General features: G+C 67.6%; 17 protein-coding genes. 9 read left to right on the forward strand and 8 right to left on the reverse strand.

Translation table 11 applies throughout. From position 1 onward, the window contains the following. Positions 1-182: helix-turn-helix domain-containing protein (locus IE244_RS41025; protein WP_191878665.1), on the reverse strand; the 182-nt coding region annotated here is incomplete at its 3' end. A 105-nt stretch (positions 183-287) separates the two neighbouring features. Here IE244_RS41025 and tpg point away from each other — a divergent pair. The 3 genes from tpg to IE244_RS41040 all read left to right on the forward strand — a co-directional run bounded on the left by tpg (position 288) and on the right by IE244_RS41040 (position 2318). Further along, positions 288-845 carry a telomere-protecting terminal protein Tpg gene (gene tpg / locus IE244_RS41030; protein ID WP_191878678.1) on the forward strand — a complete coding sequence of 186 codons (558 nt, stop codon included), beginning with the start codon at positions 288-290 and terminating at the stop codon, positions 843-845. 540 nt (positions 846-1385) lie between these two features. After that, positions 1386-1604 (forward strand): hypothetical protein, encoded by a 219-nt coding sequence (locus IE244_RS41035; RefSeq protein ID WP_191878679.1) that lies wholly within the window; start codon positions 1386-1388, stop codon positions 1602-1604. A 30-nt stretch (positions 1605-1634) separates the two neighbouring features. After that, entirely contained in the window at positions 1635-2318 is a 684-nt protein-coding gene (locus IE244_RS41040) for a helix-turn-helix domain-containing protein (RefSeq protein WP_191878680.1), read from the forward strand. Positions 2319-2904: 586 nt separating this feature from the next. Here IE244_RS41040 and IE244_RS41045 read toward each other — a convergent pair. The 3 genes from IE244_RS41045 to IE244_RS41055 all read right to left on the reverse strand — a co-directional run bounded on the left by IE244_RS41045 (position 2905) and on the right by IE244_RS41055 (position 4906). Further along, a complete protein-coding gene (locus IE244_RS41045; RefSeq protein ID WP_191878681.1) occupies positions 2905-3828 on the reverse strand; it encodes a hypothetical protein in 924 nt (307 codons plus the stop codon). Beyond that, positions 3825-4463, reverse strand: a complete 639-nt coding sequence (locus IE244_RS41050; RefSeq protein ID WP_191878682.1) for a ParA family partition ATPase — start codon at positions 4461-4463, stop codon at positions 3825-3827. Before IE244_RS41050 ends, IE244_RS41045 begins: the two co-directional genes overlap by 4 nt. A 224-nt stretch (positions 4464-4687) precedes the next feature. Next, the gene (locus IE244_RS41055; protein WP_191878683.1) at positions 4688-4906 is read right to left on the reverse strand and encodes a hypothetical protein; all 219 of its coding nucleotides are present in this window, start codon (positions 4904-4906) and stop codon (positions 4688-4690) included. Between the two features lie 140 nt (positions 4907-5046). Here IE244_RS41055 and IE244_RS41060 point away from each other — a divergent pair, with 140 nt between their 5' ends. Both IE244_RS41060 and IE244_RS41065 read left to right on the forward strand, forming a co-directional pair. Further along, positions 5047-5352, forward strand: a complete 306-nt coding sequence (locus tag IE244_RS41060) for a PadR family transcriptional regulator (RefSeq protein ID WP_191878684.1) — start codon at positions 5047-5049, stop codon at positions 5350-5352. A gap of 290 nt (positions 5353-5642) precedes the next feature. Further along, positions 5643-5825: a hypothetical protein gene (locus IE244_RS41065; RefSeq protein WP_191878685.1), complete on the forward strand. Its 183-nt coding sequence runs from the start codon at positions 5643-5645 to the stop codon at positions 5823-5825. Positions 5826-6340: 515 nt separating this feature from the next. On the opposite strand, the gene IE244_RS41070 is transcribed toward IE244_RS41065, so the two are convergent. From IE244_RS41070 to IE244_RS41080, 3 genes are all read right to left on the reverse strand, one after another. Next, on the reverse strand, positions 6341-6616 hold the full coding sequence (locus tag IE244_RS41070; RefSeq protein WP_191878686.1) for a hypothetical protein: 276 nt from the start codon (positions 6614-6616) through the stop codon (positions 6341-6343). 159 nt (positions 6617-6775) lie between these two features. After that, positions 6776-6997, reverse strand: a complete 222-nt coding sequence (locus IE244_RS41075) for a hypothetical protein (RefSeq protein WP_191878687.1) — start codon at positions 6995-6997, stop codon at positions 6776-6778. 118 nt (positions 6998-7115) lie between these two features. Beyond that, complete coding sequence (locus tag IE244_RS41080; protein WP_191878688.1) at positions 7116-7313, reverse strand: hypothetical protein; 198 nt, start codon at positions 7311-7313, stop codon at positions 7116-7118. Positions 7314-7315: 2 nt separating this feature from the next. Between IE244_RS41080 and IE244_RS42935 the strand changes: the two genes are divergently transcribed. From IE244_RS42935 to IE244_RS41090, 3 genes are all read left to right on the forward strand, one after another. Then, positions 7316-7447, forward strand: a complete 132-nt coding sequence (locus IE244_RS42935) for a hypothetical protein (RefSeq protein WP_268252938.1) — start codon at positions 7316-7318, stop codon at positions 7445-7447. Between the two features lie 85 nt (positions 7448-7532). Next, positions 7533-7994, forward strand: a complete 462-nt coding sequence (locus IE244_RS41085) for a hypothetical protein (RefSeq protein ID WP_191878689.1) — start codon at positions 7533-7535, stop codon at positions 7992-7994. Positions 7995-8217: 223 nt separating this feature from the next. Beyond that, positions 8218-9114, forward strand: a complete 897-nt coding sequence (locus IE244_RS41090; protein WP_191878690.1) for a beta-propeller fold lactonase family protein — start codon at positions 8218-8220, stop codon at positions 9112-9114. A gap of 143 nt (positions 9115-9257) precedes the next feature. Here IE244_RS41090 and IE244_RS41095 read toward each other — a convergent pair whose 3' ends face one another. After that, complete coding sequence (locus IE244_RS41095) at positions 9258-9458, reverse strand: hypothetical protein (RefSeq protein ID WP_191878691.1); 201 nt, start codon at positions 9456-9458, stop codon at positions 9258-9260. Positions 9459-9597: 139 nt separating this feature from the next. On the opposite strand from IE244_RS41095, the gene IE244_RS41100 reads away from it, so the two are divergent. Next, positions 9598-10281, forward strand: coding sequence for a hypothetical protein (locus IE244_RS41100; protein WP_191878692.1), 684 nt, complete (start codon positions 9598-9600; stop codon positions 10279-10281). Positions 10282-11334: the final 1053 nt, after the last annotated feature.

The raw sequence follows: 11334 nt of genomic DNA on the forward strand, positions 1-11334 counted from the left end.
GGTGAGGGGGCGTTGAGGCGGAAGCCGGCGGCCAGCAGGGCGTCCACCGGGATCATCCACCCCCGGCGGGGGTCTTCCGCACAACCGGGCAGGTCACCGGCCTCACGGCGGCGGCGGATCGTGGAGCGGCTGACGCCGCACGCGGCGGCCGCCTCCCGCTGGGTCAGCATCGGGCGCGTCATGTGCACATCCTCCACGGCCGCGCCAGCCCCTCACACCAACCCCCCCTGCCGGGCCTGTCAGACCCGGCCGCGAAACTGTCCCTGCTGGGGCAAGGGAGGAACACCATGGGCATCATCGGAGACAGCCTGGAGCGGGCCGCGCAGGCGGTCGGGACGCGGCCGATCCCGCGCAGCGCAGGCGCGCAGATGCGGTACCTCGTCAAGCAGCACAAGGGCTCCACCAAGCAAGTTGCCGCCCTGCTCGGCGTCTCGCAGCGCACCGTCGAGCGGTACGTGAAAGACCAGATCAAGCGCCCCAAGGCTGATCTCGCGGCCCGGATGGAGACTGAGGTCCGGCGCCGGTGGCAGCCCCTGGTGCGCAAGCGCGCCCGGGACAAGGCCGCGAAGTCCACCGGCCTGGTGATCGAGACCCGCGCCCGCTTCGGGTTCACGGCCGCCCCCGGGACGACGGACGACGGCCGGATGCGGCGCATCACCCAGCACCTGCCCCCCGAGTTCGCGGGCCGGCTGCTGGCCGCCCAGGATGCCGGCGCCGCCGAGGCCGAGTTGCAGCGGATCGCTGCCGAAGGACTCCAAGAGGTCTACTTCAAGGACAGTGGCGGCCGTGCCCAGCAGCTGCTGGTGGAGTTCACGGACATCGACTACATCGACGTGAACCTGTAGGCCGCTCCGTGCACCACGAAGGCGGGGTCACCTCCGAAGTCTGGAGGCGACCCCGCCGCCGTTTCGTGCCGCCCACGCGCCAACGTGGTCGGCCATCCCCGCGTGTGCTTCAGGTTGGAGCCAGTAGCGTCACGGGAAGCAAGTTGAGCTGGACCTCAACGAGGCCGACTCATCTGTGTGGAGCCAACTTTGACCCCGTCACGGGTACAACGTGTCCCCGAGGGCTGGACGAAGGTTGAGCCAATCCGGCATTTCCGCAGGCCAGTGCACTCAACCCCCGTTTCTCGCGTCCTCTTGGACAGATTGTGAGCCAATCGCATCGCGCGCGCGGAGCATGCCGACGGTCCTGACATCGTTAAGGGATCAGGAGCCTGTCCGCTGCCCGGGTGACGCCAATCACCCAGCGGAGCAGGCCGCATTGGAGCCAGTAGCAGTCGGACGGCAGCCGAGGCCGCCGTCCGAGGCGTCAAAGGGAGCCTCAAGATGAACCGGACCACAGGGGCGACGGCGCCCCCTTCCGCCCCCACCGCGCGATTTGGCATGGCACACGCGTCCGTGATCACCGCCTTCCTCGCGGCCGCCGTCGCCCTCAGCCTCACCGCCCGCATGCCGGTGCAGGACATCCTCGTCCTGCTCGGCGGTGTTGGCGCGGTCAGCGTCGCCGTGCTGGTCGCCGCGGGCGTGCGGAACGTGGGGGCTGGCCTGTCGAGCCGGCTGTTGCGAGCGGCGTTCGCACCGGGCACCGGGACGGGCAGCTAGGGGGTCGGCGTGGGACGCCCCGAATCTCCCGTGGACTACACGGTCCGCGAGGTTGGCGAACACGCCCAGTTCCTGCGCGACGCGCGGACCAGGGCGGGCATCACGTATGCCGAGATGGCCAAGACGAGTCAGTGGTCCGCCGCATCTTTCAAACGGGCCGCCTCTGGGAAGACGCTGCCGGCTCAGACGCTTGCCCTGGGCTATCTGCGCGCGTGCGGTGTCGGAGCGGGCAGCGGTCTCTTGCTGCGCTGGACGAGCCTCCACGCTCGGGCGGCAGTCTCCCTTGCCGTCCGAGCGCGCCAGGCGGCGACTGGGGTGCGGCCTCATCCTCAGTTCGTTCGCGACAGGGCAGATCTGAGCGGTGCCTTGCGTGATGCATACGCGGCCGCTGGGCGGCCGTCTTTCCGAGCCATGGCGCTGATGGCCGGAGGTTGGCGTTTGCCGCGCAGCACGGCGCACAGCATCGTCTCCGCCCGGTCCTTGCCGGGGTGTCTGGACCAGTACATCGCCTTCCTCACCTCATGCGGGGTCGGCGTCGAGCAGCTGCCGCCGTGGTTCGCCGCCTGGCACAAGGTCATGGGGGAACCCGGGCCTGGAGAGGTGAGGGCCTACGGGAGCAGCCATTGGAAGCTGCGGACGCAAGCCAACTTGGCTTACTGCGTCTGGCTGGCCGGCCGGTCCGGCGAGGCGCCTGCTCCCTTGATCGCAGTCTGAGCACGGTCCGCGCCGAGAACAGCTTCGGGGCCGCGGAATGCACGAGCGGGTGGCACCCGAATTTGGGTGCCACCCGCCCGTCGTCAGATCTGGTCGGCGCGTGCGTCGAGGAGCCTGGATGCTGTGTCGGCCAGGCTGCGCTTTCCGGTTCGGAGACCATTTCAACTCCTCGCCGACGGCTATCTGGTGCTGCTCTCGCGCCCAGTTGATCCAGGAAGTGAGCTCTGGCATGCGCGCCGTAGGAACCACAATGGCGGCGTACCCGTACAGCTTGCCCATGCCTGAACGGAGCCCGGACGTGCTGCTCTCGTCAACAAAGGCGGTGTAGCTGACTGCTGACGGAATTGCTGGCTCGCTCTCGCCACGGCTGTCCTGCTGCTGGCTTTCCACCACGCGCCCCCCTCTCGGCTGTGTTCCGCACCCCTACATTGATGCGCTCGCCCAAACTCGCAAGCGCCCAGGCCCAGCCGGGGTCATTCCAAAAGCAGTGTCTCGCAGAGTCCCGCATGCGGGACAGATCGTTCGATTTAAATAGAACGGTGAGTCCCGCATGCGGGACTCACCGTTCATGGAGAGCGGGCGCGGCCTAGACGTCCGGCAGGTTGTCGACAACCACCGTCAGGTGGTCCCGCAGCCGGACCGCGAGGCGCTTCGCCTCCACGGGGTCCGTCGCGGCGGCGGCGGCGTAGGCGGCCGCCAACCCGTCCGTCTTGGCCGCGAATGCCTCGGCGGTGGCCACGTACGCCGCGAACGCAGCGACCGGCCCGGCCGGCTGCGCCTTGGCAGCAGCCTCGGCGGCGGCCTGCTGCACCGCGAGTGCGTGGAGGCGCTCCCGGCGCTGCTCGGTGTCCAGCTCTTCCGCAGCCTTACGGGGGAACTGCTTGACGATGCCAGTGATGGTCTTCTGGCTGACCTTGTCGCGGCCGGTCGCCTCGGCCACCGTCCGGTACGCCTCGGCGGCGGCGTCGTCCCCGTAGTCCTCGCGGATGGGCGTCAGACTTTCGGCCGCGCGCTGGCTGATCACGTAGGCCTGCACGTTGCCCGAGTCCCGCATGCGGGACTGATCGTTCGATTCGAGTTCGAGGCGCGGGGGGTCGGCGAGCAGTGCCGCGATGCGCGCCCCGGCGATCTGCCGATAGGCGTTCGACGTCGACATGTCCGCCACGTCCCTGATGAACGCCTCGGCGGTGTCGTAGTCCCGCCGCCACAGCCGGCCCCGCAGCGAGATGTCCAGCGCACCGGCCGCGACGAACCACGCTTCCTTGTACTGGGCGAAAGAGCGCTGGCACAGCTCCCAGGTCACTTCCTCCTCGGCGGTGAGCGGCCCTTGGGCGTCGGGGGAGTCCACCGCGGCCGGCAGCTCCTCGAATTTGATCATCGGCTGCGGCCGACCCTGGGCGACGTCGTCCTCGGTCAGGGTCGCCGCGGCGCGCCCAGACGCTTCCTGTTCCTGCTGCCTGCGGAGCTTCCGGAGCCTGCGCAGTTCCTCGGGGGTAGGGCCCTTGCTCACTTGCTGATCAGCCCCCGCTGCTCCATCTCCGTCACCAGCTCATCGAAGTGGGAGCCAGCCGCGTGGATGGGCAGGCCCTCGCCGGTGTTCGCGTACTTCTGGATGGACGGGATCATCGTGGTGAAGACGTCCCAGCCTTCTTCCACCAGGCCCTTGCGGATGCCCTCCGGCGACGTCCGGGTGCCCGGCTGTACGCGGACCAGGAGCACCCACTCCTTCGGCCGGGGCGCGGTCGGGTCCTTCTTCTTGGCCCACGCCAGGTCCAGGAACCCGTCCATGGGCAGCTCTTCCATGCGTTCGACGTCGCCGTTGGTCGCCGCACACACGACAATGACCAGGTCCGCGACGCGCAGCACCGAGTACCCGATGCCGGCGTGGTTCTCCAGGTGGCCGCAGTCGACTGCACCGATGTGGCCGTCCGGGAGCTTCTCCGGGGCCTCTGCATGGAACCGGGTGTCCGCCAGCCTGGTCACGTCGAACTGCTTGTCCGACGCCTGCCACCACCGGTAGAGCTGCTTCGACTCGTCTGCGTCGAACCCCTTGACGTCGTACCCGCGCTCGCGGAGGGCATGGAGCAGCCACCAGATGGCCGTCGTCTTACCCGTGGACCGGGGCGACACAGCAGCAATAAACATGACCGCACCCTACTGCGCGCGTTCTCCACCTCGGCCGACTCCCGTCATGAGGAGTCCCCACAGCACCGGATTGGTCGGGCAGCTGCCCGTGGGAGGTGGGGCGCGTGACGGTCGGCAGAGGGCCGGTCGGTGCAGGCCGAGCTGTCCCCGTTGTGTGGTGACGCGAGCAGCCCGCACGCATCGGCGTGCGGGCTGCTCGATTCCGCCGGTTCCTGCGCGGGGGATCAGGTGCGCATCGTGAGCAGGGCGATCAGGCCGACGACCATGCCGACGAGGGCGATGTAGAGGGTCAGGACGATGCCGGCGCAGGTGGCACCGCGGCGCAGCCTGTCGGTCCAGTGGGGCGCGGTCGGGTGAGGCAGCGCGGCGGCGATGACTCCGGCCATGAGCGCCAGGAGAAGTCCTATGCCGCAGAGCAGGGCTATGAGTGCCCAGGTGGTCATGACATGCCGTTCTCGCGGGCTGGCCTCTCGGCGGAGGTCAGGCGTCCAACGTGACAGGCATAGTCTTACTCTATCTAGGGGTCTACGTCTATCTCTACCTAGCTAGGTAGTAGTAGGGTATGGGTATGGGTGAACCTCGAATGACGCTGGCCACGCGGGCCGTGCTTTCCGCGTTCTTGGCTGGCCCCGCCAACGAGCATTACGGACTTCAGATCGCCGAGGCCGCGGACCTTCCCGGCGGCACGATCTACCCGATCCTGATCCGCCTGGAACAGTGCGGGTGGCTGGAAAGCCGCTGGGAGGACATCGACCCCCAGCAGGAAGGGCGCCCACAGCGCCGCTACTACCGGCTGAGCGAGCGCGGAGCGCAAGCTGCTGTCGCGGCGCTGGCGAAGCGCACACGTAAGCAGGCTTTCGGCCTCCGCCCGCAGGGGGGCGTAGCGTGAGTGGCCTTGTTCTGCTTGGCGCTGCGGTAGTGGCCTTGGTGGTCAGTGCGCTGGCTCGCTCAGTCAGGATGCGCCGTGAGGTCCGACGCCAGGCACACGAGCTGGAGCTTGCGGAATTGCTCGGGGCTGCTGCTAGCAAGCTGCGGACCGAGCTTGGCCGGACCCCCACCCGACAAGAGCTTCTCGCCGCTGCGGGCTATGTCCGGATCCCCAAGACGATCAGGTTCTGGGAAGAGGCTGTAGTACCCGGGAGGGCCCTCCTGGCGTCACGAGCAGCTGAACGGAAGCTCATGCTGGCGCTCGTCTTTCTTCCCTCTGAGCAGCGTGCGCGCTACCAGCGCGAGTGGCGCGCCGAGATGGCCAGCCTGAACCCGCAAGATGCAGCCGCGTTCGCCCTCCAAATCCTGCGGCATGCCCCGATGGTGGGTCTGACATTTGTGTTCAAGGAAGTGTTCGGTCGCAAGGCCGCCTGAGCGCGGCGGGCCGATACCCAGTCGCCCCAAAACCCCCGTACGCCTCGGCATGCGGGGGTTTCTGCTGCTGTTCGCCCTCATTGAACGCTGTGAGGACGGGTCTGCCCTCCGAGCGGAATGAGCGGGAACATGATCGGCCTCACGAAGACCACCTACTCGGGCGCCCTTGACACCGGCACGGAAAACCAGCCGCTGTCAGGGAGGGGCCGCTGGGTGTACCCCATAGCCCTGCGGAGGTGGGCGACGGCGGCTTCGGCAGTAGCACGCAGCTGGTCGTCGTCGGACTTGCAGGCAGTCGCGTCCAGGAGGACAGCCGCCGCCTGGAGCACTCCGACGTGCACGGGTACGGAGGAAAGCGCCGCGAGGGCAGCTGCGGCCTGTTCTGCCGGCGCGGCCGGGGACTGGGGAATGAGCTTGGCGACGCCTCGGTCGCGGGGAGGAGCGGTCACGGGGGAAGTGTGGGGCGACAAGGCGCTGCCTCCCAAATCCCATGCGCCCGCCCGGGTGTCGTCTCCCTACAGGCTGCGCCCGGCCCTCATGTTGTACTCGGCGACCCATGCGGCAGCGTCGCGGTCCGCCGGGGGGTGGCCGATGTCGGGGACAAGCTGGAGCGCGTCCAGGACGCTGACGTCAGGGTGGTACTCGCGAATGTGCGCACCCATCTGGTCGATCAGGGGCGACAGTGGCTGTTCGGCGAGTGCCAGACCGCCCATCACCCCGCAGACCGCGCACTGTGCGTACGTGACGGGAATATCGGGCCTCATGCCGTACGGCAGCTGCTGGCTCTCCATGCACTCCTCAACGACGGTGGCCGCCCGGCGCAACGAGGGACGCGGCACGCCCCAGAGGATCGGCCCGTGGGGGCTAAACGGTAGTTCGGACAGGCCGCCGAGCGGGCTCGTCCGTCCATTCGGCCACTCTGACCAACCACCTACCGGACCAGTCCGACGCTACGAGGGTGACGAGTCGGTCCAGCTTTCCGGGCCGATCTCCCGCCACTCGAAGAGGGGGTCGGAGAGGTCCAGGTCCTCGACGTCGGGGAAGCCGGCTGCGCGGAGAAACTCCTGGATGTCCGAGGGCCGGAACGCGCGGCCAAGGATGACACCGTCGTATCGGACCATGCGGGTGCCCTCGGCGTCGGGCGGATAGACGATCACGCGGTGCACGGCCATGACTTCAGGGTCAGGGCCATGCACCGCCGCCGCATCCCGGCAGCATGGCTGACGAGGCACGTCGGAGAGAAGGTCGATGCCCGCAGCAGGCGCGGCGCGGCATAGGGGGCTTTGAGCGTTACAGGCCCGATTCTGCGGGTGAGGTCTTGGTCTTGCGGCGGTTGTCCAGCCAGTTCAGAAGCCGGAAGCCGCGCTCGCTCTGTTCAGCGTTTCCCCACAGCGCCGCCGAGGACGCTGCGAGGGTGAGCAGGACAAACGCGCCGAGCACGATCGTCTGCGGACCGGTGAGTGTCTGGGGCTGGCCTGAGGTGTCCATTGATGTCCTCCGCTGCCCCGTCCGCACGCTCCGCACCTACCGCCAAAGCCCTCGGTCCGGTCGGCACCCTGGCCCTGATCCTGGCCCGGACCGCCGACCCCTGGCACTGGGACTGGACCGGCGACATCCCCTAGCCGGCCCGCCGGGACGCACGCATCCCGCCCCGGGAAGCTGACCGTCACCGATACGCGGGGCTGCGACGAACCAGATACTCGTGTCATGCCAAATGCAGGACTCGATGCCGCCGCCAACTCCTTACGTGCCTGGCTCAACCGCCAGCACTTCAGCGACCTCACCTCGATTGAGACGACGAGATTCTTCACCGACTCGATCACGCAGTGGGCACAAAGTCTCGGCTACAACGCCCGGGAGGAAGTCCACCTCCCAACGGAGTCTGAGGAGACGCGCAGCAGACGACTCGATCTCCAGCTCAGACACCGGTCCAAGACTGGGCGCCTCATCAGCATTGAGATCGACAGGACCAGCAAAGCCCTCTCCCTCGACAAGCTGACCCAAGCCGCCGAACTCGGCGATCTCGCCCTATGGGTCCGCTGGAGCCGCGATCCCATCAGCGTTCCAATCCCACCTGGCATCCGCGTCATCCGCGCCCACGTACTCCGACGCAAAAGCCGCACCGGAGGACCGATCCGCATGTCCCTCCAAGCCGACAGCTGCGGTTAGAACATGCCCCCGGCGGCCCTCCGGGGGCCACCAGTCCCAGAGGGGCCAGGGGCACCGCCGGTGACTGCAGGCCCGTGGGTGGATCGGTAGGCGGGTCGCGGGGGTCCCGATCTCCAGCCGTGCCTCGTTTGCCAGCATGCCGGATGCAGTCAGGATGTACCTGTAAAAGCGGACGCTTCCCTCGGCGGCAGCGCGAGCTCCGTTATGTGAACTGGCAGGCAGCATGAGCGGTGGCACAGGATTCGTTGCTTACGTGGTCAACGGTGACCTCAACACTGTCCAGCTCGTCGAGACGACCAACAACGGTCTGTTCACTTCTGTGCCGGTAGGTAGAGACCCGAGGGGAATGGCATTTACCTCGGACGGCAGCCGCGCCTACGTCACGAACGCCGCGTCGGACAACGTTTCGGTGATCGATACTGTCACTCACACAGTCCGCACCGCAGTGCCAGTCGCCAGCCCGGAAGGCATCGTGATCGGGCCGAACGGTTACGGCTATGTCCAGACAGGGTCACTCAACACGTTGGACCTCATCGACACCGAGACCAACGGCTGGCTGGGTTCCATGCCAGTGAGCGACGCTCCATTGAATGTGGCCATCGCGCCGGACGGCCTCCTCTACTTCACTGGAAATGCGCTAACCCGCATGTACCCAGGGAATCCCCTTTACGCCAGAAGAATTGGATTCCCTGGCGAGGACGTCCTTAGGGGATTGGCGCTGTCGCCTGATGGCACCCGCGCGTATGTTCTCGGGCGCGCCTCGATGTACGTCGTCGACACCCGAATTTTCTTCACCGTAAGTAAGGTTTCGATTGACGAGGCGCCAACGATGGTGGCACTGAGCCCAGACGGTAAACGGGCATACCTTGCATATGAGGGCCTGTTGCAAGAAAATCCTGGCAGAGTGTCCGTCATCGAGACCGCAACCAACACCGTGGCCGCCACCATTTCGGTCGATCCCTTCCCTCGGGTTCTAGCCGTCACTCCGGACAGCGCACGAACTTATCTCACGCATGCGACAGGAACGATGACGGTCATCGACAACACCACCAACAGCGCGATTGGCTCGGTACAGCTTGGCGGTTCGCCATTGGATGTGAAGTTCGCTCCCCAAGGCTGAGCATGCGACTGTTTATCGGCACCGATCTGCTGGCGATGCCTCGGACAGTCCGTGGACTGGGGCCGGATGTGCCTGTGGGAGCGGTCTCGCTAAAAGCTGCCGCGCAAATCCATCGTGAGATCTGAGACGCGGAATTCGGCGCCCTACAGCACCCCGATCATCGCGGTCTCCTCCCATCCGTCGGCGGCCTCGAAGTAGTTCTCCAGATCGCCGGAGTTGCGGGCCCATTGAGCGTGGAGCCTCTCCCGAACGCGCCACCGCAGGTGATCGACCAAGTGGTAGGCGTAGGTCTTCTGCGTGCCGCTTGGCGCGGTGGACGAGGAGTCCGACGGCTTCCTGCGCATGTATAACGGCCCGGAGGAGCGGCGGGAGCCGGCGCCGCCCCCGGCCCGTCCACCGCAGAACAAGCGACACCATGGACTGTCATATGCCAAGTTGACAGTTTTGATTGCCGGAGAATCTGCGACAGGAAAGACTGTCAACATGGACATCGACAGTCAGACCGACATCTGGGCCGACATCAACACCCTCCGGACCCCCGCCTACACCGAGCCGACCGAGGACGACGTGCTCGCCCTCCAGGAGGCCGTCGCCGAGGCCGCCGACGCGATGGCGTGGCAGATCTCCGTGCGCGCCCGCGACCACCGCGCCGCCGGCGGGGAAGCCCCCGACCGCGTCGTGCTCTCCGGCGACTACCAGCTCGCCCTCCTCTACTCCCTCCGCCAGGCCGCCGCCGCCGTCGAGCGCCGGGCCGCCGCCGCCGCACGGACCGCCGGACACCAGGGAGCCGGCTACCCCCAGATCGGCACCGCGTGGGGCATCACCCGCCAGTCCGCCCGCGCCAAGTGGCCCGACGCCGTGCCCTCCCGCGCCCACCTCCCCCAGCCCCCCGTCACCGTCCAGCACGCTGGCGGCACCGCCGCCGTCCTCCACCAGCCCGACCCCAACGACACCTGGATGTACACCGCACTCGCCGCCGACGGCACCCAGCACAACAGCCCCGCCGAATACGAGACCAGCGCGGCCGCCGCCGACGAAGCCCGTACCTTCCTCGCCGAGCACCCCGCCGGCGGCACCTGGACCTGCCAGCACTGCGGCGCCGACAACTCCACCGCGAGCCCCTCCACCTGCGGGTTCTGCAACCACCGCCGCGAGTGGACGCAGTAGACCGACACCAAGCCGGCCCGCGCTGTCAGTTCCCCCGGTACCGTGCCGCACACGGGCGCGTACCCCGCCAGCGGTCGCCGGCTACCACCACTGCTTAACCGAATTCCTACTGGTCTGATCCAGACCAGGGGCCGCATCCCCCCCGGGGCAAGCCTCGTTTCCCGGGTGACGATACCGACCCGAAAGGATAGAAGCATTGCAATCCTTGCGTAAGCGGCATTGTGCCCGCGTCGTGGCAGTGCTCACCGCCCCCCTGCTCTGCCTGGGCCTCTTCGTACCCGCGGCATCCGCAGCCCCTGCGGCCCCGTCGGCCAGCCCGTCAGCACCAAGCACCGACCTTGCGGGACTTCTCCTCTGCCCCGTCAGTCTCCTCCTAAACGCCAGTAACCACCCAAATTGCAATATCTTCTACGAAAAAAGCTGAACCGCCAAAAACCAGTTGGATCCCCCCCCAAGGGTTATACAACCAGCAAAAAAGGGGTCACCCATCTGCAAGGATGGGTGACCCCTTCCGCGTGACCGCTCCCGAGCTCTAAGCGGGCCGCCTGCTCGGGAGAGCACTGCCCATGCGGCCTCGACGTGACCGCAGGGTCACCATCGGATGGCAAGGCCCCATGTAAACGCTTGCCCCCTGACATGTGACGCCAGCAGATGGGGATGCCGATCTCGGCCTACAGCACGAGCTTGAACCTGCGGTCCATCGTCGTGTTGCCCCGGGAGATTTAGTTAGCCCTCGCCTTATTCATCCTTGGAATCGTCTTGCACGACTGAGTCCAGGCTCTCGGCGGTTAGCATCCTCTCGCCATAGGGACGCGGTTCGTAACCGCCAGCGCCGGTACCGGAGCCCGATTCCGGCTCTGGGGTCGATTCCGGAGCCGGGTCGGGCTCGGGCGGCGGGTCCGGCTCGGGCGGCGGCGGCGGGTCCGGCTCGGGCGGCGGGTCCGGCTCGGGCGGCGGCGGCGGGTCCGGCTCGGGCGGGGGTTGTGGCTCGGGCGGCGGCGGCGGCGGGTCCGGCTCGGGCGGGGGTTGTGGCTCGGGCGGCGGCGGCGGCGG

Source organism: Streptomyces filipinensis (assembly GCF_014649495.1).
Lineage (GTDB): Bacteria > Actinomycetota > Actinomycetes > Streptomycetales > Streptomycetaceae > Streptomyces > Streptomyces filipinensis.